This is a genomic window from Saccharothrix deserti, from assembly GCF_009769385.1.
In the GTDB taxonomy this organism is placed as follows: Bacteria; Actinomycetota; Actinomycetes; order Mycobacteriales; family Pseudonocardiaceae; genus Actinosynnema; species Actinosynnema deserti.
This window is the reverse complement of sequence record NZ_VKAB01000011.1, coordinates 216,500-241,960: the sequence shown is the minus strand read 5'-3', so window position 1 is coordinate 241,960 and position 25,461 is coordinate 216,500. Positions and strand designations below refer to the sequence as shown.

20 protein-coding genes are annotated in these 25,461 nt (G+C 71.6%); 10 read left to right on the top strand and 10 right to left on the bottom strand.

The genetic code is table 11. From position 1 onward, the window contains the following. Positions 1-156: 156 nt before the first annotated feature. The 3 genes from FM051_RS20720 to FM051_RS20710 form a co-directional block, all read right to left on the bottom strand. A complete protein-coding gene (locus tag FM051_RS20720; RefSeq protein WP_158845822.1) occupies positions 157-1,125 on the bottom strand; it encodes an aldo/keto reductase in 969 nt (322 codons plus the stop codon). A 39-nt stretch (positions 1,126-1,164) separates the two neighbouring features. After that, the gene (locus FM051_RS20715; protein WP_158845819.1) at positions 1,165-1,464 is read right to left on the bottom strand and encodes a DUF1540 domain-containing protein; all 300 of its coding nucleotides are present in this window, start codon (positions 1,462-1,464) and stop codon (positions 1,165-1,167) included. A 137-nt stretch (positions 1,465-1,601) separates the two neighbouring features. Then, on the bottom strand, positions 1,602-3,164 hold the full coding sequence (locus tag FM051_RS20710) for a substrate-binding and VWA domain-containing protein (RefSeq protein WP_238412524.1): 1,563 nt from the start codon (positions 3,162-3,164) through the stop codon (positions 1,602-1,604). Between the two features lie 140 nt (positions 3,165-3,304). Here FM051_RS20710 and FM051_RS20705 point away from each other — a divergent pair, with 140 nt between their 5' ends. Both FM051_RS20705 and FM051_RS20700 read left to right on the top strand, forming a co-directional pair. Further along, on the top strand, positions 3,305-4,186 hold the full coding sequence (locus FM051_RS20705) for a class I SAM-dependent methyltransferase (protein WP_158845817.1): 882 nt from the start codon (positions 3,305-3,307) through the stop codon (positions 4,184-4,186). 125 nt (positions 4,187-4,311) lie between these two features. Further along, positions 4,312-8,334, top strand: coding sequence for an alpha-(1->3)-arabinofuranosyltransferase domain-containing protein (locus FM051_RS20700; RefSeq protein WP_238412523.1), 4,023 nt, complete (start codon positions 4,312-4,314; stop codon positions 8,332-8,334). Between the two features lie 4 nt (positions 8,335-8,338). Here FM051_RS20700 and FM051_RS20695 read toward each other — a convergent pair whose 3' ends face one another. Beyond that, a complete protein-coding gene (locus tag FM051_RS20695; protein WP_202918945.1) occupies positions 8,339-9,574 on the bottom strand; it encodes a polysaccharide biosynthesis protein in 1,236 nt (411 codons plus the stop codon). A gap of 68 nt (positions 9,575-9,642) precedes the next feature. Here FM051_RS20695 and FM051_RS20690 point away from each other — a divergent pair, with 68 nt between their 5' ends. Genes FM051_RS20690 through FM051_RS20680 form a run of 3 tightly spaced genes read left to right on the top strand, consistent with a single transcriptional unit; the run spans position 9,643 to position 12,204 of the window. Then, a complete protein-coding gene (locus FM051_RS20690; RefSeq protein WP_238412522.1) occupies positions 9,643-11,286 on the top strand; it encodes an MmpA family trehalose lipid delivery protein in 1,644 nt (547 codons plus the stop codon). Between the two features lie 3 nt (positions 11,287-11,289). Beyond that, the gene (locus FM051_RS20685) at positions 11,290-11,463 is read left to right on the top strand and encodes a DUF2613 family protein (RefSeq protein ID WP_158845812.1); all 174 of its coding nucleotides are present in this window, start codon (positions 11,290-11,292) and stop codon (positions 11,461-11,463) included. 36 nt (positions 11,464-11,499) lie between these two features. Next, positions 11,500-12,204 (top strand): class I SAM-dependent methyltransferase, encoded by a 705-nt coding sequence (locus tag FM051_RS20680; RefSeq protein ID WP_158846169.1) that lies wholly within the window; start codon positions 11,500-11,502, stop codon positions 12,202-12,204. A 24-nt stretch (positions 12,205-12,228) separates the two neighbouring features. Here FM051_RS20680 and pgfA read toward each other — a convergent pair whose 3' ends face one another. The 4 genes from pgfA to FM051_RS20660 form a co-directional block, all read right to left on the bottom strand. Continuing rightward, the gene (gene pgfA, locus FM051_RS20675) at positions 12,229-13,254 is read right to left on the bottom strand and encodes a cell envelope lipid trafficking protein PgfA (RefSeq protein ID WP_158845810.1); all 1,026 of its coding nucleotides are present in this window, start codon (positions 13,252-13,254) and stop codon (positions 12,229-12,231) included. Positions 13,255-13,271: 17 nt separating this feature from the next. Further along, positions 13,272-14,666, bottom strand: coding sequence for a glycosyltransferase family 4 protein (locus FM051_RS20670; protein ID WP_158845807.1), 1,395 nt, complete (start codon positions 14,664-14,666; stop codon positions 13,272-13,274). After that, positions 14,667-15,416, bottom strand: a complete 750-nt coding sequence (locus FM051_RS20665) for a dolichyl-phosphate beta-glucosyltransferase (protein ID WP_158845805.1) — start codon at positions 15,414-15,416, stop codon at positions 14,667-14,669. It lies immediately after the preceding gene. Between the two features lie 211 nt (positions 15,417-15,627). Continuing rightward, positions 15,628-16,809, bottom strand: coding sequence for a PucR family transcriptional regulator (locus FM051_RS20660; RefSeq protein WP_158845802.1), 1,182 nt, complete (start codon positions 16,807-16,809; stop codon positions 15,628-15,630). A gap of 664 nt (positions 16,810-17,473) precedes the next feature. On the opposite strand from FM051_RS20660, the gene FM051_RS20655 reads away from it, so the two are divergent. Further along, on the top strand, positions 17,474-18,418 hold the full coding sequence (locus tag FM051_RS20655) for a DNA polymerase domain-containing protein (RefSeq protein WP_158845800.1): 945 nt from the start codon (positions 17,474-17,476) through the stop codon (positions 18,416-18,418). A 373-nt stretch (positions 18,419-18,791) separates the two neighbouring features. Next, on the top strand, positions 18,792-19,829 hold the full coding sequence (locus FM051_RS53215) for a M28 family peptidase (RefSeq protein ID WP_274383648.1): 1,038 nt from the start codon (positions 18,792-18,794) through the stop codon (positions 19,827-19,829). A gap of 137 nt (positions 19,830-19,966) precedes the next feature. Here FM051_RS53215 and FM051_RS20645 read toward each other — a convergent pair whose 3' ends face one another. Together FM051_RS20645 and FM051_RS20640 are read right to left on the bottom strand one after the other, a co-directional pair. Beyond that, positions 19,967-21,472: a carboxylesterase/lipase family protein gene (locus FM051_RS20645; RefSeq protein ID WP_238412521.1), complete on the bottom strand. Its 1,506-nt coding sequence runs from the start codon at positions 21,470-21,472 to the stop codon at positions 19,967-19,969. A 38-nt stretch (positions 21,473-21,510) separates the two neighbouring features. Next, complete coding sequence (locus tag FM051_RS20640; RefSeq protein WP_158845797.1) at positions 21,511-21,915, bottom strand: VOC family protein; 405 nt, start codon at positions 21,913-21,915, stop codon at positions 21,511-21,513. A 132-nt stretch (positions 21,916-22,047) separates the two neighbouring features. Here FM051_RS20640 and FM051_RS20635 point away from each other — a divergent pair, with 132 nt between their 5' ends. The 3 genes from FM051_RS20635 (at position 22,048) to FM051_RS20625 (ending at position 25,454) form a co-directional block, all read left to right on the top strand. Beyond that, complete coding sequence (locus FM051_RS20635; RefSeq protein WP_158845795.1) at positions 22,048-22,758, top strand: TetR/AcrR family transcriptional regulator; 711 nt, start codon at positions 22,048-22,050, stop codon at positions 22,756-22,758. A 138-nt stretch (positions 22,759-22,896) separates the two neighbouring features. Next, positions 22,897-23,442, top strand: coding sequence for a PadR family transcriptional regulator (locus tag FM051_RS20630; protein WP_158845792.1), 546 nt, complete (start codon positions 22,897-22,899; stop codon positions 23,440-23,442). Next, positions 23,439-25,454: an oxidoreductase gene (locus tag FM051_RS20625; RefSeq protein WP_158845790.1), complete on the top strand. Its 2,016-nt coding sequence runs from the start codon at positions 23,439-23,441 to the stop codon at positions 25,452-25,454. The genes FM051_RS20630 and FM051_RS20625 overlap by 4 nt, the downstream gene beginning before the upstream one ends. The last annotated feature ends 7 nt before the right edge of the window (positions 25,455-25,461 follow it).

Genomic DNA, 25,461 nt, shown 5'->3' with positions numbered 1-25,461 from the left:
GCCGGTCGGTCAGGGTGAGGGGTGCTGACCGGCCGGCGGCAGCCGTTCCGAGGCCGCCACGACACCGGGCCGGGCGTCTGACCGGCTTGTAGAACAGCGGGGGCCGTCCGGGCTCGTTCCCGGACGGCCCCCGTCGGCGTTCAGCGGTTCAGGGCCTCAGTGGCCGCTGATCGGGCGCGCGGTGTAGGGCTCCTCCAGCCGCCGGACCTCGTCCGCGGTCAGCTCCAGTTCCAGGGCGGCCACGGCGTCGTCCAGGTGGTGGGGCTTGGTGGTGCCGACGATCGGGGCGGTGACGCCGGGCCGGGACGCCACCCAGGCCAGCGCCACCTGCGCCCGTGGCACGCCGCGTTCCCCGGCGACGGTCGCCACCGCGTCCACGATCCGCTTGTCGTCCGGCTGGTAGAGGGTGCGGCCGAACGAGTCGGTCTCCTGGCGGGCGGTGCTCTCGTCCCAGTCGCGGGTCAGCTTGCCGCGGGCGAGGGGGCTCCACGGGATGACGCCGACGCCCTGGTCGGCGCACAGCGGCAGCATTTCCCGCTCCTCCTCGCGGTAGAGGAGGTTGTAGTGGTTCTGCATGCTGGTGAACCGCGTCCAGCCGTTGCGCTCGGCGGCGTGCTGGGCCTTGGCGAACTGCCACGCGTACATGGACGAGGCGCCGAGGTAGCGCGCCTTGCCCGCCTTCACCACGTCGTGCAGCGCCTCCATCGTCTCCTCGATCGGGGTCGACGCGTCCCAGCGGTGGATCTGGTAGAGGTCCACGTGGTCGACGCCGAGGCGGCGCAGGCTGTTGTCGATCTCGGTCATGATCGCCCGGCGGGACAGGCCCGCGCCGTTGGGGCCCGACCGCATCCGGCCGCTGACCTTGGTGGCCAGCACGATCTCGTCGCGCCGGGCGAAATCGGCCAGTGCGCGTCCGACGATCTCCTCGCTGGTGCCGTCGGAGTAGACGTTGGCGGTGTCGAAGAAGGTGACGCCCGCTTCCACGGCCTGCCGGAGCATCGGCCGGGCGGCGTCCTCGTCCAGGGTCCACGGGTGGGGGCCGCGGTCGGGAACTCCGTAGCTCATGCAGCCGAGGCACAAGCGCGAGACTTCCAGGCCGCTCGATCCGAGCTTGACGTACTCCACCCGGCCAGCCTATTCAGTTCGACCGCGCGGTGTTCCCGCCTAGGCCCTGGTGTAGGTGAGGCAGTTGGCGGCGTGGCCGCCCTCGCCGGGGCCGACGCGCACGTCCGCGGCGGTGCACTCCAGGTCGGAGTTGTAGATGCAGTCCGTGCGCGAGCACGCGCCGACCTGTGCGATGACCTTCTCCAGACCACCCTTGCGGGCCAGGGGGATGAACGTTCCGCAGTCGGCGGCGCCGTCGTGCCCGCTCACGGTGATCGCGAAAGCGTGACAACCGTCGTGGTTGTACGAACAACCCGTGACGGTGCACGAGGCGACGTGCGGCATTTCCACGGTGGTCATGACCTTCTCCTCCGGCATCAGCTTCGGTGCCTGGGACGTTGCCACCGACCACCGTGGGCCGCAACACGAAACCATTGAGGCGAGCCTAACCTAAAGGCGCGGAAAGGTATTCGCATCAGCGCGGACGGAAATGCGATTCACGGTTTGCACAGCGGTGGTTGGCAGAGCATCCCGCTCAACGCGGTGTAGAAGATGCCGTCGATCGCGGCCGGGTCGGGCGTGGTGAACGCGCGGCCGCCGGTGGCGGTGGCGATCGCGGTCAACTCGTCCAGGTCGGCGTCGGGCCCGATGCCCAGACCCACGAGCGGCAGGGGGCGGCGCGGGTCCTGGAGGGTGCGCAGTTCGGCCAGCAGGGCGTCCGACGTGATGCTGTCGGCGTCCTCGTTGCGGCCGTCGGTCATCACCACGACCACGTTCAACCGGCCCGGCTCCCAGTTCTGCCTGGCCGCCCGGTAGGTGGCCAGCACGCTGTCGTACAGGCCGGTCGCGCCGCCCTCGATGGCCCGCACCGCGCGCAGCTTGGTCAGCGAATCACCCGACAGGTGCTCGGCCACGGTCCGGGCGGGCAGCAGCTCGCGGTGGTCGCGGTCGCCGTCCAACTTCGTGGAGAACAGCGAGATGCCCACTTTGGTGGTGGGTTTGACCAGGTCGAAGCCCGCTTCGGTGGCCTTGAGCGTGACCGCCATCCGGTTGAGGCCGGTGCCGGGCACCGGTTGGCCCATCGATCCTGACACGTCGAGCAGGATCTGGAGGCGGCCGCTGAGGTTGATCGTCGCCCACTGGTTCAGCATCTCGTCGGCCACGTCGGTGTCGGGCACGGCGACCGGCGGCACGGTGGCGGCGGTGGTCCGCTCCGAGGTGGTCCGCTCCGAGTCGGGACCGGCGCTGCCGTCCGGCCGACGGAGGCCGTGTTCGGTCAACGCGGGCGCGGTGCGGGGGTCGAGGAGTTCGGCGAGCAGCCGTTGGGCGGCGTCGCGCTCCCCCGATCGGGGCATCACGGTGAACGGGTAGTCGAGCGGCGGCACGGGAGGGTCGGCGTAGGCGGCCACCAACCCGTTGTGCCGCAACAGGGCCTGCTCGGACACGGGGAACGCGGCCAGCGGTTCGGGGCCGTCGACCCTGGCCATCAGGTCGGCCACCCGTTCCTCGGTGTCGGCGGACAACCGGCGCAGGGCGGCGGTCGCGGTGGGCAGTCGACGCACGCCGAGCACGGCGGACAGCCCCACCGGATCACGTGCCGGGTCGGGCAGTCCGACTCGCAGGTCGAGCACCTTCGCCCAGGTCAGGGGTTCACCGGGCCAGCCGAGCGTGCGGGCGGCCTGCTCGGTCACACCCAGCACGACCGGTGACGAGGCGATGGACGTGCCGCCCACCGGCAGTTCCCACGCCCGCCTGGCCTGGGTGCGCTGCAACCACACGGTGGACTCGGGAATCCACACGTCCGGATGATCGGCGCCCGGGTCCGCCAAGGCGTCGCCGGTCCGGGCGGACTCCGCGCTGGTCACCACGACGCGCAGGCACGGGTCGGCCAGCCGTCGGGCCGCCTCGTCGACGACCGGCGCGATCTCGGGTGCGGCGGTGACGTCGAGCGTGCGGGTGCAGTCGGCGGAGGAGAACCGCAGGTGCGGGTAGCCGACCCACACCGCGACGGCGAGCACCAGCAGCACACCGAACACGATCGCCGGCCTGCGTCGGCGCAAGCGTGCCTCCCGAGTGCGTGAAGGGCCGAGGGGCACGGTAGCCGCACGCCTTTTGTCCGCGCGCACAAAACCTTCTGTGACCAGTGCCAACGCCGACGCGATTAGGTTTGCCGACCAAGGCTGTCACGGGAGAGGCGCGAGTGGACTTCGACCAGGTTCGCCGGGACTGGACCACGCTCGGCGCGCGGGACCCGCTGTGGGCGGTGAGCGTGGCGCCCGACAAGCGCGGCGGGCGGTGGGACGTCGACGAGTTCCTGGCGCAGGGGCGGCGGGACGTGGCGCGGGCCCGGGAGTGGCTGGCCGCGCTGGGTCTGCCGACCGAGTGGGAGCGGGTGCTGGACTTCGGGTGCGGCGCGGGCCGGTTGTCGCAGGCGTTGGCGGAGTTCTCCGACGAGGTCGTCGGTGTGGACGTGTCGGTGCCGATGCTGGAGACCGCGCGTGCGCTGGACCACCGTCGGCGGAGCCGACAATCGGACAACGGTGGCGGGGCCTGGCGGTCGGACAACGGTGGCGGGGCCTGGCGGTCGGACAACGGCGGCGGGGCCTGGCGGTCAGACAACGGTGGCGGGGCTCGGCGGTCGGACAACGGCGGTGGGACGTGCCGGTTCGTCCTGAACGAGGCGCCCGACCTGCACGTGTTCCCCAGCGGCAGCTTCGACCTGGTGTACTCCGAACTGGTGCTGCAACACCTGCCGTGGCGGGTGACCGCCGGCTACCTGGCGGAGTTCGTCCGCGTGCTGCGGCCCGGCGCGGTCGCCCTGGTGCAGTGCACGACTCGTCCGATGTGGACGGTGAAGGGCGTGGTGTGGCGGGTCGCGCCGCGTCCGGTCGTGCGGTTGGCGCAGCGCGTGCTGCTCGGCTACCCCGCACCGATGCTGATGACCGCGGTACCGGCGGCGCGGTTGCGCGAAGTGGTGCGGGCGCACGGCGGTGAGGTGGTGGACACCTCGACCACGCGTGAGCCGGCGACGCACTGGGTGTACTCGCGGTACGTGATCCGCAAGCTCGCCGGGGAGCGTTGACCATCGGGACCGGCAAGTCGTCCACGGCTCCGCAGGGGTCCCCGCCCAGGGGATCCCTGTTTTTGATCATGCCACGACGCACCGACGGCGACAGGCCTTCGGGCCGCCCCTGTGGACAAGTCCGCGTGACCCCGTGGGTCGTCGCCGCGCTGGTCGTCCTGTCGTTCCTGCAACTGCCCGGCCGCACCACGTTCGACACGAAGCTGGACCTGGTCGTCGACCCGCTGGCGTTCCTGGGCCGCGCGCTGCACCTGTGGAACCCGGCGGCCAGCGGCGGTGAGCTGCAGAACCAGGCGTACGGCTACCTGTTCCCGATGGGCCCGTTCTTCGTCCTCGGCGACCTGGCCGGCCTGCCGCCGTGGGTGACGCAACGGCTGTGGTGCGCGCTGCTGTTGTGCCTGGCCTACGGCGGTGCGCTGATGGTGGCACGGGCGCTGCGCGTCGGCACGGACCCGACCCGGCACGTCGGCGCGCTGGCCTACGCCCTCGCGCCCCGGATGCTGACCGAGATCGGCCCGTTGACCGCCGAGACCCTGGCCGCGGTGATGCTGCCGTGGGTGCTGCTGCCGCTGATCAGGGCGCAGAAGCTCGGACCGCGCAAGGCGGCCTGCCTGTCCGCGGTCGCGGTGCTGGGCATGGGCGGGGTGAACGGGGCCGTGGTGGTGATGGCCCTGGTGCTGCCGGGGCTGTGGCTGCTGACCCGGCGGTGGACGTGGGCGCACGCGCGGCTGGTGGCGTGGTGGTGCGCGGCGGTGACGGCCGCGGTGCTGTGGTGGGTGCTGCCGCTGGTGCTGCTCGGCCAGTACAGCCTGCCGTTCGTGGACTACGTCGAGTCGGCCACCAACACCACCTCGCCGACCTCGCTGTTCCAGGTGCTGCGCGGCACGAACCAGTGGGTCGCCTACGTCGTGCAGGGCACGCCGTGGTGGCCCGCCGGGTTCCTGCTGGTGGACAACCCGGTGCTGATGGCCGCCACCGGTCTGCTGGCGGCGGTCGCGTTGGCGGGCCTGGCCCGCGCGGGTCTGCCTGAACGGCTGTTCCTGACGTTGGGCGTGGTCACCGGCGCGGTGCTGTTGACCATCGGGTACGTCGGCGTGTTGGACAGCCCGCTGTCGGAGGTGGTGCGCGGTCTGCTCGACGGCCCGCTGGCGCCACTGCGCAACGTGCACAAGTTCGAACCGGGCTTGCGGCTGCCGTTGGCTTTGGCGCTCAGCCACGCCATCACCGGCAGGCTGCGTAGGAGCGGCAATCCAACAAGCTCGCCGGTGCGCGCGACGCGGCTGCGGTGGGCGGTCGGGGCGTTGTTGGTGCTGGTGGCCGCCGCGCCCGCGTGGCTGCTGACGTTGCGGCCCGGACCGGGGTGGGACGAGATCCCGGAGCACTGGCGGGAGGCCACCGCGTGGCTTGCCGATGCCGACGCGAGCACCGACGCCGACGCCGACGCGCACGGTCGGACGCTGCTCGTGCCGGGCACCGGGTTCGCCGAGTACACGTGGGGTCGGCCGATCGACGAGCCGGTGCAGTCGTTGGCCCGGTCGCCGTGGGCGTTGCGCAGCCAGATCCCGCTCGGTTCGGAGGGCAACACGCGGCTGATGGACGCCGTGGAGGACGCCTTGGCCGACGGTCGGGGCGCGCCCGGTCTGGCCGATTTCCTGGCCCGTTCGGGGCACCGGTTCCTGCTGCTGCGCAACGACGTCGAGCGCTCGGACGTGCCGCCGGTGGCGGTGCTGCGGGAGGCGTTGGCCCGCTCCCCCGGCTTGACCAGGGTCGCGGAGTTCGGGCCGGGTGTGTCGTCGTCGGCGCAGGTGGACGCCGGGTTGAGCGACGTCCCCGCGATCGAGGTCTACCGCGTGGACCGGGAGGTGCCGCAGGCCACGGCGGTGGCGTTGGAGGACGTCGCCACGGTGAGCGGCGGGCCGGAGTCGTTGCTGCCGCTGTTGGACTCCGGTCTGCTCGACCCACGCCGCCCGACCGTGCTCGCGGGTGACGGCGGCGCGCCGGAGGGCGCGGACTGGCTGGTCACCGACGGTCTGCGCAACCGGGAGCGCAACGTGGGCCGGATGCGGGACAACCTCGGGCAGACGTTGACCGCCGACGAACCGCCCCGGCAGGTGCGGCCCGCGCTGGACGTGCTGCCGTTCGACGGTGTCGAGCACCGGACGGTCGCGGTGCACCGGGGTATCCGCGGGATCACGGCGTCGTCGTCGGCCGCGTTCGCCGACTCGGTGCGCGGTTCGGACCTGGCGTCGATGCCGTTCGCCGCGCTGGACGGCGACCCGTACACGGCGTGGCAGTCGTCCACCGTCGAGGGGCCGGTCGGGCAGTGGCTGGAACTCGCGCTGGACACCCCACGCGTGGTGACCGAGGTCGGGTTGCGGGTGGTGGACGACCGGCGGGTGGGGTGGCCGGTGAGCCGGGTGCGGATCACCACCGACGCGGGCGAGGTCGAGCACGAGGTGGCCCGCGGGGCGGGTGAGCAGCGGTTCCCGGTGGTCGCGGGGTTGACCGGGCGGGTCAGGGTGACGGTGCTGGCGGTGGCGGCCGGTCGGGTGACGGGCAACGTGGGCATCGCGGAGCTGTCCGTGCCCGGTGTCGAGCCGGAGCGCGCGCTCCGCGTGCCTCTCGACGTGGAGCCCGCGCCGGGGCAGCGGACGGCATTCGCGTTCACCAGGGGACCGCAGCCCCGGTACGCGTGCCTGCGAGTGGGCGAGGCGGTGCGGTGCGACGCCTCACTGGCCCGGTTCGGTGAGGAGCCGCAGGGCCTGCACCGGCTGTTCCGCACGACCACACCCGCGACGTACGGCATGACGGGCACGGTGCTGCCGGCCGGTGGCGCGTCTCCCCCGCTGGTGTTGCCGGGGCTCACCGTGTCGGCGTCCACGCAGTTGGCGGGCGATCCGGGCGCGGCGGCGTTGGGTGCGATCGATGGCGACCCTGCCACCACGTGGATCGCCGATCACACCGATCAGCGGCCGGTGCTGCGGTTGGCGTGGGACCGGCCGCGCGACATCGGCGGGCTCCGGCTCGCCACCGCGGCCGGTTCGGGTGCGAGCACACCGTCCGAAGTGGACATCACGACGGCGGCGGGCACGGTGCGGCGGGCGGTGGGGCCGGACGGAGTGGTGCCGTTCGCCGGGACGACCGACCGGCTGGAGATCACGGTGACGAAGGTCGTGCCCGGCTCGGACGGGCCACCGGGGATCAGCGACCTGGTGCTGGACGGCGTGCCGTTCCCCGCCGTCGACCGGAACACGGCGGTGGTCGTGCCGTGCGGCCGGGGTCCGGCGGTGCGGGTGGACGGGATCTCCTACGAGACGTCGGTGTCCGGCACGGTCGGTGACGTGGTCGAGCACCGGCCGTTGCGGCTGACGACGTGCCCCGACTTGGCCGAGGGTCTGGAGTTGCCGGCGGGCGAGCACGAGTTGCGGACCGGTCGGACGGCGGACTTCCTGGTGCAGGACGTGTGGTTGCGGCAGGTCGGCGCGCCCGAGGTCCAGCCCCGGTCGCGGGTGGTCGACGTGGTGTCGTGGACGGCGGCGCACCGGGAGGTGCGGGTGGCGGACGGGCCGGCCGCGGTGCTCGCGGTGCCGGAGAACGCCAACGACGGCTGGGTGGCGACCGTGTCTGGTCAGCCGTTGCCGCGGACGCGGGTCGACGGGTGGCAGCAGGCGTGGCGGCTGCCGTCCGGGCCGGTGACGGTGGTGTTGGAGTTCCACCCGGACCAGTCGTACCGGACCAGGCTGTTGATCGGCGCGCTGGCCGTGGTGCTGCTGTTGGGTGCGGCTCTGCTGCCCTCACGGCGGCACTCGGCCGGGGCGGTGCGACGGCCCGTGCTCAGCACCAGACCGGCTGACGGTCGGTGGGTGCCGTGGGTGTTGGCCGCGCTGCTCGTCGTGCTGGGCGGCATGGCGGGATTGGTGGCGTTGCTGGCGTGCCTGTTCCTGCGCAGCCTGGTGCCGCGGCGGAGGCGGGCGGTGTCGATGGTGCTCGCGTTCGGCGGTATGGCGGTGGCGACGGGGGTGAGCGTGACGGGCCGCGTGCTGGGTCACGGTCAGGACTGGGCCTACGGCACGGCGGCGCAGGCGGCGGTGCTGGTGGCGTTGGCCGCCGTCGTGTCCGCCCGGATCAGGTGGTTCGACCGTGCCTAACCCTTCAGCCGTGCCCAGCCCTTCGACCGTCGACGGCCCTTTGATCGTGCCCGGCCCTTCGATCGTGGCCGGCTCGGAGCTCGACCGCCGCGCCGGCCACCACCAGCAGCCCGGTCGCCACCACCGCCGCGCTCACCACCTGGAGCGGCGAGTCGTTCAGCCACAGCAGCACCAACGCGGTCTCGACCGCCACCGCGCCCCAGGTCAGCAGGGTCGACCACCGGTCGTGCCCGGCGATCCTCGCGAACAGCAGGATCTGGGCCAGCGACAACAACGACCCGGCGACAGCGAACGGCCACAACGCCAGCACACTGTCTACATAAGACAATCCACCGATCAGCCTCAATGCCTGCGGTCCGAACAGGACGGCACCGGCGACCACCACACCGTCCAACGCCGCGCACACCGCCAACGCACCTGTGACCGCACGACCGCGGCCCGCACCGGCCAAGCGCGGCAGGACCATGACGGCGACTGCATGTGGCAGCCAGTATGCAATCTTGGTCAGCACCGCGCCGACCGCGTACTCGCCCGACGCGACCGGCAGCACGTGCCGGGCCAGCACCAGGTCGAGGTTCACCAGCACCACCATGGCCAGCAACGCCTGGACGGCGTGCACGGTCTCCCGCACGCGGGCGAGCGGGAACCCGGCGGGCAGCGGCCGTCCACACACGACCCAGCCCAAGAGCGCCGACACCGCCGTCCCCGCGGCGACACCGGCCAGCGTCCCGGCGGTGGAGCGGGCGATCACGAGACCCGCCAACGCGCCGCCGACCCGCAACGCCGCCTCTCCCGCGACGAACGCACCGAACAGCGCGAACCGCTGACGCCCTTGCAGGAGCCCGTGCCACAGACCGTTGACGGTGAGCGGTCCTACAGCCAAGGCCAGCCACACCACCGCGAACACGTCGTCCACGCGCAGCACACCGGCGATCACCGGCACCACGCCACCGGCGAGCGCCGTGACCACCGCAGCGACAGCCAACCCGAGACCGATCAGCGGCGCACGGGATTCACCGGGATTACCCGCGACCCGCAACGCCACCACCGTCTGCACACCCATGGCGGGCACCGCGCCGACCAGCAAGACAGCCAACAACGCGCCCAACTCCCCGAACGCGGCGGGCGCCAGCGCGCGGGCCGCCACGACGGTGAGCAGGTAGCCGGAGGCGTTGGACGCCATCACCCCGGCGGTGACCGCGAGCGCCTGCCCCCTGGCGTGACGCGTGCTGACGGCCACGGCGCTCCTCTTCGGTTACCGGACGGTAAGGTCTGCACTGTAACCGGGCCACCAGGCGGTGGAAACCCTTGACCACCAGGCAATTCCTCGATCGGGCCGCCCTTCCGGCGGTCTGCGCGGTGATGGCTCTGGTGGTGCTGGCGCCGGTGCTGGGGCCTGGTTTCGTGCTGGCCTACGACATGGTTTTCGCGCCACGGCACAGCCTGCTCCCCGACGGTCTGGGCCTGGGCACCACCCCGGCCCGTTCGGTGCCTGCCGACGCCGTCATCGCCGCCGCGACCCTGCTCGCGCCCGGTGACCTGGTCCAGAAACTCCTGCTGGCGGCGGCGTTGGTGCTCGGACCGCTGGGTGCGGGACGGCTGGTGCCGACGACGTCGACGGGCACCCGGCTGGTCGCGGCCACCGCGTACGGGTGGACGCCGTTCGTCGCGGAACGGCTGTTCATGGGCCACTGGCCGTACCTGCTGGCGTACGCGTGCCTGCCGTGGGTGGCGGCGGCCGGGTTCGCCCACCGTCGCGGTGAGCCGAAATCCCTGGCACGGCTGGTGCTCTGGTCGGTGCCCGCCGTGCTCACCCCGACCGGCGGGCTGCTCGCCGCCGGCACCGCGCTGGCGACATCCGGACGACTGCGCGTGCTGCCCGCCTTGGTGCTGCTCAACGCGCCGTGGTGGGTGCCCTCGGTGTTGCGTCCCGCGTTGTCCACTCCGGACGCGGTCGGGTGGTTCGACGCTCGGGCCGAGAACTGGGGCGGTGTCGTGGTGTCCGTGCTGGGCACGGGCGGTTTCTGGAACGCCGACGTCACGCCCGCCAGCCGTGGACTCCCTCTGACACCCGTGCTCACGCTCGCCGTCGTCGCGGTGGCGGCGGTCGGCTGGCCGACGTTGGTCCGCCGGATTCCCCGGGCACAGGGCCTGCTCGCACTCGGCGGCGTGGGGCTGGTGTTCGCGTTGGCCGCGCACCTGCCGTTCGGCGCGACGGCGTTGCAGTGGCTGGTCAGCACGGTCCCCGGCACGGCTCTCCTGCGTGACGCCCAGAAGTGGGTGGCGTGGTGGGCACTACCCCTCGCCCTGGGTTTCGCGCTGGCGGTGGAACGCGCACGGCCTGCCCTTGCCGTCGCGGTCTTGTTGCCGGTGTTGGCGATGCCCGATCTGGCCTGGGGCGGCTGGGGCAGGTTGGCGGCCGTCCAGTACCCGGCGGACTGGTCGACGGTGCGCGAAATCCTCGCCAACGACGACCGTCCGGGCGATGTTCTCGCCCTGCCGTTGGGCGCGTTCCGGCGGTTCGGCTGGAACGACGACCGCACGCAACTCGATCCGGCGCCACGTTTCCTGCCTCGCACGACCGTCATCGACGACACCGTGTACGTCGACGGGAACGCCGTCCCTGGTGAGGACACCCGTCTCCCGGCGATCCGCGAAGCCCTGCGCCGCAACGGCGACCTGGGCGCATTGGGCATCGGTTGGGTGCTCGTCGAGCACGGCACGCCCGGTCGGATCGACGCCGGGACAACGGATTCGCTCACCGAGGTCCACCGCGGCACTTGGTTGAGCCTTTATCGCGTGCCCGGTCCCGTCTCCGCGAACCACCTCGGCCCGCCTCGGGCTCCGGTGGTCGCGGCGGACGTGGCGGCACTGCTGTTCGTGGCCGGATGCCTGTTGTGGCAAGCGTTACCGGCCGGTAGATTGATCGGACACCGACGGCACGAGGAGTGACACGTGGGCAAGATCGTCGCAGCAGTGGTCGCGATCCTGGCGGGTCTGGCGCTGGCCGCCGGTGGCACCGTCACCCTCGTGACCGTGGCGGGTCCGGACCGTTCGGTCGACTTCGAGAACGCGCCCGCCGCGAACGGGTCGGCCGGCGTGGTCGACTACGGCACGTCCGGCAACTGAGTGTCCACCGCACACACGCCGACGTTGTCCCGGTCGGTGAGGCTGTTCCGCGCTTTCCGCAACGAGCAGACGGACCGGGACACCTTCTACCGCGTGCTGGCGCGTGACTCGGCGGACCAGGTGGAGGCGTTCGCGCCGCTGGACGGGCGGGTGCTGCTGGACGTCGGCGGTGGTCCCGGCTACTTCGCCGAGGCGTTCCGCGCCAAGGGCGCCCGGTACGTCGGCCTCGACCCGGACGTGGGCGAGCTGTCCGCGCGTGGCGCGCCGGAGCGGGACATGGTGCGCGCGAGCGGGACGAACCTGCCGGTGCGCACGGGTTCGGTGGACGTCTGCTACTCGTCGAACGTGCTGGAGCACGTGTCGACGCCGCACGCGATGCTGGCCGAGATGGTGCGGGTGACCAGGCCGGGCGGCACGGTGTTCGTGTCGTTCACGCCGTGGTTGTCGCCGTGGGGCGGGCACGAGACGTCGCCGTGGCACTACCTCGGCGGGCACTACGCCGCGCGCCGGTTCACCGGGAAGCACGGCCGCGAACCGAAGAACCGCTTCGGCACCAGCCTGTTCGCGTTCTCCGTCGGCGCGGCGCTGCGCTGGGCCCGGCAGTGCGAGGACGCCGCGCTGGTGCGCGCGCTGCCCCGTTACCACCCGTCGTGGGCGACGTGGGTCGTGCACGTGCCGGGTCTGCGTGAGGTGGCGAGTTGGAACGCGGTGCTCGTGCTGCGCAAGGACGGGGACGCCTGACCTGGCGTCCCCGTTCCGCAGGGCCTACACCGGTGCGGCCACCCGGGTCGGCGTTCCCGGTCGGCTGTGCCGCCCCCGTCGCCCGGTGAACATCAGCAGCAGTGACACCGCGATCAGCACACCGCCCGTGGTCCACAGGATCGGCTGCAGGTTGGCGATGAGCGACAGGCTGGAGACGTTCTCCTTGCTCTCCGCGACGTTCGCGGCCACGGTCTTGTCGTTGAGCTTCAGCTCGCCGTCGAACACCACAGTGCCCTGACCGACACCCTGACCGGCGGTGCGCAGCTCCTGCCGCACGTCCTCACCGCCGGCGATCACCTTGCCGGTCACGGGTTCCACGAACAGGGTGCGCGTCACCTGGTAGTACAAATCGGCGCGCACGGTCGGTACTCCCGGCTCGCCCACCAGCGCGCCCGGCACGTCGCGCTCGGCGATGCGGGTCGGCGGGATCTGCTGCACGAACTGGTACGTCGCCAGGTCCTGCACGGTCTCCTCGCCGACGTACCGGATCTCGGGGGCCTCCTTGACGTTGTCGTCGTACCAGCGGTAGTCGCGGCGTTGGGTGTCGAAGGGGAACTTGAAGCTCAGGCCGGGCTGCTGCGCCTCACCGCGGTCGGCGACGACGCGTTGGCCGGAGACGTCCTCGTAGTACTGGTTCTCGCACGGTGTGACGCCCTCGCCGGTGTAGCGGTCCAGGCACAGCGAGCGGACACCGGCGGTGACGACCAGGTCGTCGGCGTCGGAGGTGACCATGGAGGTTTCGACCCACACCGTGACGTCGCCGTCCTTGGTGACCTCCTCGGCGCGGAGGTTCCCGGTGACCGTCCTGGTGGAGGTCAGGCTCAGGTTCTCGCGGATCTCCGGCCTGGCCCGATCCCCTTCCGGCACGTAGACCAGGGCGGTGATGCCGGTGCCCTGGGCCACCGACTCGGTGTCGATGTCGTGCGGGACCTTGGCGAGTCTCGGGTAGGCGTACAGGCGCAACAACAGGCCGGCGGCCACCGCGAACACCCCCAGGCCCAGCAGGACGAAGGTGACGTAGCGACGCAAGGGTCCTCCTCCAACGGTCACGATCGCGGTCGCGATCGGTGGTCTTCGCCCGGCGGCGGCACCGCGCCGACCCGGTTCTCTTCGCCCGCGCCGACCCGGCCGAGCAGCCGTTCGGTGGCGCTCGCCGCGCGCACCACCACGTCGTCGGCGCCGGCCGCGCGCAGGGCCACGAGCAGGTCGCCGGGGCGGCACTGCTCCACCAGCACCCAGCCCGGTCCCGCACGCGTCCCCGGCCGGCGCGGCACCTCGCGCGGCGTGAACTCGGCGACGGTCGCCTCCGGCATACCGGGCAGCCATCCCCCGCCACCCCCGCCACCCCCGCCCGCGCCGCTCGCGATCAGGGAGGCGAACCGCGCCCCGGAGTCGTCCCAGTCGAACCTGCCCGCCCAGTCACGGCAGTGCGCGGCCACCCCGGACGCGACGGCCGGGTCCGCCAGTCCGGTGAGCGCCCGGTCCAGGACATCGGCGACTTCCGCACCGTGCGCCATGAGCCAGCCGGTTTCGCCGTGGCGCACGGAGTCGCGCAGCCCGTCCACGTCCCGGCACACCGTGGGCACGCCGTGCGCCGCCGCCTCGACCACGGCCAAGCCCCAGCCCTCGCCGTCGGACAACGTGACGTTGAGCCAGGACCGGGCCAGCAGGTCGGACTTCACCACCTCCGGCACGTGCCCGTGCACGACCACCGCACCACCGCAGCGCGCCGCCCGTTCCCGTAGCGCGGCCTCTTCGGGCCCACCACCCACGACGTGCAGCGTGAGCCCCGGCATCCGGTGCCGCAGCTCGTCCACCGCGTCGATGAGCCGGTCCACCCGCTTCTGCGGCACCAACCGTCCCAGGCACACCAACGTCGGCTCCGACGCGCGCGGCGGCAGGTCGGCAGGCGCCGGGTCCGCGCCGTTGGGCACCACGTGCACGGGGCCGCGCCAGCCGAGCCTCCACCGCATCGCGTCCACCGTGGACGGCGACACGGCGACGGTGACCGCGTTCCGGTAGACCCGGCGCGCGGCCGGTCCCTCCAGCCACCGGCCGATGGCGGCGAGCCACGGCGGGAAGTGCACCCGGAACTGGTCGTGGTGGACGTGGTGCACGACCTGGACGACCCGCGCACGTCCCACCGCGAGCGGGCTGAAGAACGGGATGCCGTTCTGGCAGTCCACCACCACGTCGATCGCGCGCCGCTTCCGGGCCAGCCACAGCAGCGCCCACAGGTACACGGTCCACCGGCCGCCCCGGCGCACGATCTCGACCGGCCCGACGCGATCGGCAGCGGCCTGCCCGGCGTCCCGCGCGGTCAGGAAGGTGACCTCCGCGCCGGTGCCCGCGAGTGACAGGGCGATCCGGGTGGCGTACTGCTCGGCGCCACCCGCGAACCGGTGCCCGAGATCGCGCCAGTTCACCACGACGATCCGCATCTACGCGGCCTCCGGGACGAGCACCGGCCGTGCGACGGGGCGCGGCTCCTCGGCGGCGAGCAGGGCGCGGATGCGGTGCAGGGCGGCGAAGCTGCGGTAGCCGTCGCGCACGGTGTCGAACGTCGACCCGGCCACGTCGATCCACCGCACCGGCACCTCCTCGATCACCGCGCCGAGCCGCTGCGCCCGTGCCAGCACCTCGACGTCGAAGGTGAACCCGGTGGTGCGCAACGGCCCGAACGCGGCCCGCGCGATGTCGGCGGCGAAGAACTTGAAGCCGCACTGGGTGTCACCGATACCGGGCACGATCGGCTGGACGGCCCGGCGGAACGCCCACGCGCCGACGTGCCGCAGGGGGCTGCTGCGGGCCCGCACGTCCGACCGGGGGTGCGCCCGTGAGCCGACCACCACGTCCACCCCGCGGCGCAGCCGGGTCAGGACGGACGGCACCGCGTCCACGCTGGCGGCCAGGTCCGCGTCGCAGAAGCCGATGAACCGGCCGCGTGCGGCGAGGACACCGGCCCGCACCGCCGCGCCCTTGCCCCGTTCCGCGCAGTGCAGCAGCCGCACCGGGCCGTCGTGCGCGCGGACCACGTCGACGGTGCCGTCGGTGCTGGCGTTGTCGACCACGACGATCTCGGCGGCGATGCCGCGCAACGCCATGTGGAGTCCCACCAGGCTCGCGGGCAGCCGCCGTTCTTCGTTGTAGACAGGCACCACGACGGACAGCTCGACACCCGCGAAGCGCATCGACAGGCTCCTCAACATTGAGACGCAGGTCACATCGGCCGAAAGTTACTCAACGGTAGATCCGGCGGATCAAGACTCAAGGTGTGACCGGAGCCACAGGGCCTGTCGTACGACCGTCCGGCCCAACCGGAACGCCCTTCCGGCCCTGCTGTCGTACGCGCGGAGGACGTAACGAGACAACGAACATTGTCCCCGCGCACAAAACCCGGCTTCAGCCTTCCAGCCGGACGCTCTCCACGGCCAGGTAGAGCTCGGATATGCCACGCGGGTCGGTCAGGTTCCGACCGGTCAGCTCCTGCACCCGGCGCATCCGGTAGCGGACCGTGTTGGGGTGCACGAACAGCCGTTCGGCCGCATCACGCGCGGAGCCGTGTTCGGCGAACCACGCGTGCAGGGTGCGCAGCAGCACGTCCCGTTCGGCGGCCGGCAGCGTGAGCAGGTCGGCCAGCACGTCCTTGGCCAACTCCTTGGCCAGCTTCGGCGCGCCGGCCACCAGCGTGGTCACCGGCCGGTCGCCGAACCCGATCAGACCGGTCTCCCCCGGCGCCAGGCAGGCACGGGCGATCCGGGCCCGGCGCAGCGCGGCGGGCAGCAGCGGCAGGCCGGACACCGCTGGGCTCACCCCGACCGGGAACGTCGCCGCGTCCAGCGCCTGCCGCAACGCGCGCAGGTCGGCCGTGCGTTCGACGGCCACCACACCGACCTCGCCGTCCGGCATCCGCCGCCACACCGCGCGCATCCGGCTGTGCTCGACCAGCCCGGACAGGCCGCGGTCGTCGGTCGGTTCGCCGTAGACGACCACGAACGGCCCGGACGGCGGCAGCCGCAGCACGCGGGCGGCGTCGTCGAACTCGTCCGGCTTGGTGTAGCGGCCGTCGAGCAGACCGTCGATGACGGCGAGCCTGGCCTTCTCGTCGTAGCGGGCCGAGTCCGTGGCCACCTCGGTGTAGGCGTCCGCGATGACATCGGAGAACGAGTCGATGATGTGCCAGACGGTGGCGTTGGCGGGCAACAGTTGCTCGGGCGTGAGCGTGCGCGACGACGCGGCCTGCTCGAGCATCCCCTCGTAGGCGAACGTGCCCGCGATCCGGAACGCCCGCAGCACCGCCGACAGCGGGATGCCCAGCCGTGCCTGCGCCCGGCCGGTCTTGCGCGCGGCGTCCAGATCGACCTCGCGCGCCTCGATGAACGCGTTGAAGGCGTGCCCGAGGTTGACCTCGCACACCTTCCGCACCTCGGTGGGCGCGCTGATCTCCAGCCGCCGGTAGAACTCCTCCTTCTCACCGAGCAGTCGGGCGAGTTCATCCGCGAGTTCGGGCAACCTCCGCAGCTGGCCGCGGACGATCTCGATCAGCTCGGCCGGGAGCGGCGCCATCATCGTCGGGGCGACCATGGGGTCAACGTAACGTGAATTTCGCTAACGCGGAATTCCTTCATATTTCACGGATGTCACTGCACCGATGAAGACGGAAGCCCTGCCCTCGCGCGCCAATGGCCGGGATCAGGCCGGATCCCGAACCACCCCGCGATGGTCCGCACGGCGTCGTCGAACGCGTCGGCCAACGCTTCCGAGACGCCCGCCAACCGTCCGGGAACAGCTCACGCAGGTCCGCTGGTTCACCGCGCTCCGGTCGCACACCAACGCGTACACGAGTTCGGTGGAAGCGGCGACCTCGACGTGCGCCCGCGCGTTCGGTTCAGCCACGCCGGCAACCTAACCGATCGACCTACCGACCGGTAGCCCACGCCACCCCTAACCCCAGGCACCGCGAGTGTCCTACCTCCAGCCCACGTGTGTCCTACGTTCAGAACGCGTGTGTCCTACCTCCAGAACGCGTGTGTCCTACGTTCAGAACGCGTGTGTCCTACCTCCAGAACGCGTGTGTCCTACGTTCAGGACCCCTGAGTTCTACATTCGCGTCGTCGCACGGGGCACCTGAGCGTTCAACTCGGGTATCGCGAACGTAGGACACACCTGTTCTGAACGTAGGACACACCGGGGTTGGTGGGGCCGTGTCCGGCTTGCCGACGGCAAGGCGACCGGGAAGGGTGGTGCGATGGGTGAAGAGCGGGACGGCGTGGCGTTGACCAACCTCGACCAGCCGCTGTTCGACGGGGCGGACGCGACCAAGGGCGACCTGGTCGACTACCTCGACGCGGTGCGGGACCGGATCATCCCGGGGCTGGCCGGACGGCCGCTGTCGGTGGTGCGGGTGCGGCCGGGACAGGAGCCGTTCACCCAGAAGAACCTGCCGAAGTACACGCCGGCGTGGGTGCCGACCGTGACGCTGTGGGCCGAGACGTCCAAGCGCGAGATCCGGTACGCGGTGTGCGAGGACCGGCGCACGTTGCTGTGGTTCGCCAACCAGCGGGCGGTGGAGTACCACGTCACGTTGGGGCTCGCGGGGGCGTTCGACCGGCCCACGTACCTGGTGCTCGACCTCGATCCGCCGGAGGGCGCCGGGTTCGACGTGGTCGTGGCGGCGGCGAAACTCGTGCGACGGGCGTTGGCCGACGACGGGCTGTCGGGTGTGGTGAAGACCAGCGGGTCCAAGGGAGTGCACGTGTTCGTGCCAGTGGACGGCGTCGATCACGATGTGGCCGCCGCGACGCGGGCGTTGGCGGCGCGGGCCGAGCGGTTGGACCCGGCGTTGGCGACTACGGCCTTCATCAAGGACGACCGGGGTGGGCGGGTGTTCCTCGATTCGACGCGTGCGTACGGGTCGACCGTGGCCGCCGCGTACAGCCCTCGGATCCGGCCGGGTGCGACCGTGTCGTTCCCGGTGGACTGGGACGACTTGGATTCCGTGACGCCGGCCGACTTCACCGTGCGGACCGCCGTGGCGTTGCTCGGTGACGACGACCCGTGGAACTCGCGGATGCCCGCGCCGCAGAAGCTGCCGGACGACCTGGTGGCCGAGGGGCACACGATCCCCGTCGCGCGCGTGCAGGCGATGCACGAGGGCAAGCGCCGGGCTCGTGCTCAGCGCGCCCAGCAGTAGCTCAACTCCTGGCGGTTCTTTGCGTGCGCCTTGGTGCGCGCCCGGCTGGTCGAGTGTTTTTTTGGTCAACACTGAAGTTATTGAGTGAGCCGAGTTGTCGGGTTTGCCTCCGAATGTGCCACGACGAAAGCCGCTACCGCCGTGGTGGTCCACCGCCCACGCCCGACATGGCTTTCCCTGCACCCTGCGGAGGCAGCCATGTCCGTGAGAAGGACGACCCCGGTCGCGAGCGCCCTGTTGCTCGCTGCGGCCCTGTTAAGCCCACCGATCGCCACCAACAACGGCGGCAACCGGGCGCACGGCCGGCCCCGGTTACCTGGCGTCGGTCAACCACGTCAAGGCGAAGTTGGACGCGGCCGGGTAGCAGACGTCCGTGCAGCAGTTCACCACCAGCGGTGCGACCGGGTACAACCTGATCGCGGACTGGCCGGGCGGCGACCCGAACGACGTGCTGATGCTCGGCGGCCACCTGGACAGCGTGAGCGCGGGACCGGGCATCAACGACAACGGCTCCGGCTCGGCGGGTCTGCTGGAGGTCGCGCTGACCGTGGCCCGGCAGAGCTTCGCGCCGCGGAAGCACATCCGGTTCGGTTGGTGGGGCGCGGAGGAGCTGGGCCTGGTCGGGTCGACGTACTACGTGAACAACCTGCCGACGGCCGAGCGGTCGAGGATCGAGGCGTACCTGAACTTCGACATGATCGGTTCGCCGAACGCCGGGTACTTCGTCTACAGCGCCTCCGGTCAGCCGACCGGGTCGTTGCAGTTGCAGCAGACGCTGCAGGCCGCGTTCAGCGTGCCGACCGAGTTGACGTCCGTCGGCGGGCGCTCCGACCACGCCGCGTTCGCGCGGGCCGGTATCCCGATCGGCGGCACGTTCACCGGCGCCGAGGTCACCAAGACGGCGGCCCAGGCGCAGAAGTGGGGCGGCACGTCGGGCGTGGCCTTCGACCGCTGCTACCACCGGTCGTGCGACACGGCGAGCAACATCGACGCCACCGCGTTGGACCGCGACAGCGATGCCATCGCCTACGCCCTGTGGACCCTGGCCGACTCCGGCGGCACCCCTCCCGGGCCCCGGTTCGAGAACCTGACGGACGTGACCATCCCCGACCTGAGCACGGTCGAGAGCCCGATCACGGTGTCCGGCGTGTCCGGCAACGCGCCGTCCGCGCTGGCCGTGGGAGTGGACATCACCCACACCTACCGGGGCGACCTGGTGATCGACCTGGTCGCGCCGGACGGCACGGCGTTCCGGGTGAAGACCTCGAGCAACGACAGCGCGGACAACCTCGTCACGACGTACGCCGTCAACGCCTCGGGCGAGGTGGCGAACGGCACGTGGAAGCTGCGCGTGCAGGACGTCGCGTCCAATGACGTCGGCCGGATCAACGGCTGGTCCTTGCAGTTCTGACCGGCGCAGTTCTGGCCGGCCCGGTTCCGACCGGCCCGGTTCCGACCGGCCCGGTTCCGACCGGCCCGGTTCCGGTCCTCGGTGGGCGGCGGCGGGGCACCCTGCGACTCCGCTGCCCCCCACCGAATGCCGCGAGGTCACGGCAGCGACTTCCACATGTCGTACCGGTGGCGTTCGGCGAAGTCGATCGGCTCCACGTCACCGGGCGCCAACTGGTGGGCCAACACGCCCTTCGGCCAATGCGGTGCGCCGTGGCCGTTCGGGTCGCCGGTTCTCGCGAACCTCGTCCAGTAGCCGATCATCTCGTCGCCCAAGGCCCGCTGCCCCGCCGTCAACGGCTCGTCGAAGTTCGCCGTCCGGAACAGGTACTGCAACTCCGACGTGTGGTACGCGCCCGTCGGGAAACCGGGCTTGCCGACGTTGCTCATCCACGGTGCCGCCGGATCGGCGAACTCGTACGCGTACGTGCTCACGCGATCGTTGAGCCGGCGGTGGAAGTCGACCATCGGCTCGGCGAAGACCGCGTCCGTGACGACCGCCGACCACGCCTCGCTCGGGCTCGCGGTGACCGGGTATGCGGCCAGCACCTCGGCGGCCCGATCCGGGCCGACGAAGTTCGCGACCCTCACCGCGTACTCCTCCGCCGTGAGCGGTGGGAGGCCGAAGGCTTCGTTGAGGCCGTCGGCGATCCGGTACTCGTCACGCGTGATGCCGTGCAGCACCGGCACCCTGGCCACCTCGCCCGCCACGGCGGGGTCGACCGGCAGCAGCGCGGTGCCGTAGGTCGGGGCGAACCACTCGGTGGTGGCGAGCAGTTCCGCCGGCGTCTTGGTGCGCAGGCACGCCACGTCGGCGCACCCGAGCGCCCGCGCGACGGCCTCGCCCTGCCGTTCCGCGACCTGCCGTGACCGGGGGAAGCCCGGTGGCTCCTCCTCCGCTGTGCCGTCGGCCGCCGGCCAGTCGGTCATCGTGCACGGTTCGCTTTGCAGGATCGCCCGGTGGAACAAGCCTCGTGACGCGGGCGAGACCAGGTGGCCGCACACGCTGCGGGAGCCCGAGGACTCGCCCGCGATCGTGACGTTGCCCGGATCGCCGCCGAACGCCGCCGCGTTCCGGCGCACCCACCGCAGCGCCGCCTGCTGGTCGGCCAGGCCGTAGTTGCCGGACCCGGCCAGCTGCGGGTGCGCCAGGAAACCGAACACGCCCAGCCGGTAGTCGACCGTCACCACGACCACGTCACCCAGGGCGGCCATGCGTTCCGCGCCGTACTCGGCCCCCGAGCCGAACTGGAACGCGCCGCCGTGCAGCCACACCACCACGGGCAGCTTGCGGCCCGAGCGCGGTGTGGTGACGTTCAGGTACAGGCAGTCCTCGTGCTCGCTGCCCGGACCGAACGCCGCCGACTGGGCGCAGGCGTTACCCGGTCTCGTCGCGTCACGCGGCTCGCGCCACGGCGCGGCGGGCCGAGGTGCGGCCCAGCGCGTGGGCGGCGCCGCGTACGGAACGCCTTGGAACACGCGGTGGTCGACCCCTACGACCCCGCGCACCGGCCCGCTGTCGGTGAAGACCACCTCGGCGGACGAGGGCGCCGCGACCACGGGGACCGTGGCCGTGGCGACGCCCAGACAGGCGGCGGCGAGCACGATCAATCCGCCGCCGCGTCCAACCCCCCGGAGGCGACTCATCCCTGCGCAGCCGCCTCGTCCATCCAGAACAGCTCCCACAGGTGGCCGTCGAGGTCGGCGAAGCTGCGGCCGTACATGAAGCCGTGGTCCTGCGGCTCCTTCACGAACTCGCCGCCCGCGGCCAAGGCCTTGTCGGCCAGTTCGTCCACGCGCTCACGGCTCTCCACGCCCAGCGCCAGGATCACCTCGGCGGTCTTGCCGGAGTCGGCGATCTCCTTGGTGGTGTGCGTCTTGAAGTACGGCTCGGTGAGGAGCATCGCGTAGACGCTGTCGCCGAACACGATGCTGACCGCGTTCTCGTTGGTGAACTGCGGGTTGTGCGCGAAGCCCAGCGCGGCGAAGAACTCGATCGACTTCTGCAGATCGGCCACCGGCAGGTTGACGAAGATCTTCACGGACATGGTCGAAGCCCCCATAGCTGCGGTCGGACACCGTCGTGTCCTCGGGATACCTGAGTGTCCGGCGGACACAAGGTGTACGATAGACACAGATCGACAACGGCGACAAGTCCCGATTTCGGAAGTGGTGAGCGGATGGCGAACGAGGACCAGCGCGCGGATTTGCTGTGGGGGTCGCGAAACAAGCCCGCACGGCCACCCAGGCTCGCGCTCACGGTCGACCGCATCGCCGGCGCCGCGATCGAGGTGGCCGACGCGGAGGGCATGGCGTCGGTGTCGATGCAGCAGGTCGCGGCCAGGTTGGACGTCACGAAGATGGCGCTCTACCGGCACGTGGCGAGCAAGGCCGAACTGGTCGCGGTGATGATCGAGTCGGCCGTCGGCGAGCCGCCGAACCTGCGCACGGTGCCGGGCGGGTGGCGGCCGAGGCTGGTCACGTGGGCGGACCTGATGCGGGAGACCTGGCAGCGCCACCCGTGGCTGCCCGCCGCGACCACGGGCGAGCGCATGACCGGACCGCGCGAGGTCGGCTGGACGGAGTCGGCGGTGGCGGCGCTCACCGACACCGGGCTCGACGGCGGTGAGCGGATGGACGCGGTGTTCCTGCTCAGCGGGCACATCCGGAACACGCAGTCGGCGGAGACGGCGGGCACGCAGCCGTGGACGGCGGAGAAGCACCTGCGGGAGATCCTGCAGGAACACCGCGAGCGCTTCCCGGCGCTGCACGAGGCGGCGCAGTCGACCAACGGCGCACCTCGGGACAACGGGTGGGAGTTCGGCCTGAACCGGATCCTGGACGGGCTCGAAGTGCTGATCAAGGGACGGAGGCCGAACCGGGCGCGCTGACCCGCGACGTCACACACCAGATCGCGCACGAGCCGCCACGCAGGTCAAACCGCGTCGCCCGTCAGTGGGGCGAGTCGACGGCCGGGAACCTATGCAACTAGTTGCACTGCACCCCGTTGCACAGCTACCGTCACCGCCATGGCGTTGGAGCACGCGATCCTCGTGTCGCTGGACGAGCGCTCGGGCTCGGGCTACGAACTGGCCCAGCGGTTCGAGAAGTCCATCGGCTTCTTCTGGGCCGCCACCCACCAGCAGATCTACCGGACGCTCAAGCGCATGGTGGACCTCGGCTGGGTGTCGTGCCACGAGGTCGCCCAGGACGGCCGCCCGGACAAGAAGGTCTACGAGGTCACCGAAGCGGGCCACGGCGAACTCGCCCGCTGGCTCGCCTCCCCCGGCGAACCGGAGACCATCCGGCACGACCTGTCGGTGAAGGTGCGCGGCGCGTCGTTGGGCGACCCGGAAGCCCTGATGGACGAGATCGCCCGGCACCGCGCCCTGCACGCCGAACGCCTCGACGTCTACCTCGCCATCGAGAAGAAGGACTTCCCCGCACCGTCGGCCCTGTCCGGCCGGCGGCTGCACCAGTACCTGGTGCTGCGCGGCGGGATCCGGGGCGAGCAGGCGCTGATCGAGTGGTGCGACGAGGTGTTGGCGGCCATGCGAGAGGACGACCGGCGATGACCGAGTACCCGAACCTGCTCAAGCCCCTGGACTTGGGCTTCACGACCCTGCGCAACCGCGTCCTCATGGGCTCCATGCACACCGGCAACGAGGACCGCGCCAAGGACTTCGACAAGCTCGCCGCCTACTTCGCCGAACGGGCGCGCGGCGGCGTCGGCCTCATCGTCACCGGCGGCTTCTCGCCCAACCGGGCGGGCTGGCTCTACCCGTTCTCGTCCAAGCTCTCCACGCACGGTGAAGCGCGCAACCACCGCACCATCACCCAGGCGGTGCACGACAACGGCGGCAAGATCGCCCTCCAGCTCCTCCACGCCGGCCGGTACTCCTACCACCCGTTGAGCGTGTCCGCGTCCGCCCTCAAGGCGCCGATCAGCAAGTTCCGGCCACGAGCGCTGTCAGACCGGGGTGTGCGGGCGCAGATCGACGCGTTCGCCCGCGCCACCGCCCTCGCCCGCGAGGCGGGTTACGACGGCATCGAGATCATGGGCTCGGAGGGCTACTTCATCAACCAGTTCCTCGCGCCGCGCACCAACAAGCGCACCGACCGCTGGGGCGGCAGCCCGGAGAACCGGAGGCGCATCGCGGTCGAGATCGTGCGGCGCTGCCGTGAGGCGGCGGGTCCCGATTTCATCCTGGTCTACCGGCTGTCGATGATCGACCTGGTCGAGGACGGCCAGACCTGGGACGAGGTGGTGGCGCTCGGCCGGGAGGTCGAAGCCGCCGGGGCGACGATCATCAACACCGGCATCGGCTGGCACGAGGCACGCGTGCCGACGATCGTCACGTCCGTGCCGCGCGCGGCGTTCACGAACGTCACCGCGAAGCTCCGCCCGCACGTCGGCATCCCGGTGGTCACCTCGAACCGGATCAACATGCCGCAGGTGGCCGAGGAGGTGCTGGCACGCGGTGACGCTGACATGGTGTCCATGGCCCGCCCGTTCCTGGCCGACCCGGAGTGGGTGCGCAAGGCCGAGACGGGCCGTGCCGACGAGATCAACACGTGCATCGCGTGCAACCAGGCGTGCCTGGACCACACGTTCGCGCTGAAGAAGGCGTCCTGCATGGTCAACCCGCGTGCGGGCAACGAGACCACGTTGACCCTGCTCCCGACGCGCCGCTCCAAGCGGGTGGCCGTGGTCGGCGCGGGTCCGGCGGGCCTCGCGGCGGCGACCGCGCTGGCCGAACGCGGGCACGCGGTGGAGCTGTTCGAGGCGGACGACGACATCGGCGGCCAGTTCGCCATCGCCCGCCGGATTCCGGGCAAGGAGGAGTTCGCCGAGACGATCCGCTACTACCGGCGGCGGATCGAGCTGACCGGCGTGAAACTGCACCTCGGCACCCGGGTCACCCCCGATGACGTGGCCGATTTCGAGGAGGTCGTGATCGCCACCGGTGTGGCGCCACGGGTGCCGGCCATCCCCGGAGTGGAGCGCGCGCTGTCCTATGTGGACGTCGTCCGCCACGGTGCGCCGGTCGGGGACCGGGTCGCGGTGATCGGCGCGGGTGGCATCGGGGTGGACGTGAGCGAGTTCCTGACCCACGCCTCCTCCCCCGCTCTCGACGTGGACGAGTGGCGCGCCGAGTGGGGTGTCACCGATCCCGGGCAGGCACGCGGCGGCATCACCACCCCGGTGCCGGCCAAGCCCGCGCGGCAGGTGTACCTGTTGCAGCGCAAGACGTCCCGGATCGGCAAGGGCCTGGGCAAGACCACCGGCTGGGTGCACCGGGCGGCGCTGGCGGCCAAGGGCGTCGAGCAGCTGACCGGCGTGAACTACGAGCGGATCGACGACGCGGGCCTGCACATCACGTTCGGCCCGAAGCGCGAACGGCCGCAGGTGCTGGAAGTGGACACGGTCGTGGTGTGCGCGGGCCAGGAATCCGTGCGCGACCTCGCCGACGTGCTCACCGAACGCGGTGTCGTCACGCACGTCATCGGCGGCGCGGACGTCGCCGCCGAGCTGGACGCCAAACGCGCGATCGACCAGGGCACGCGACTCGCGGCCACGATCTGACGACCAG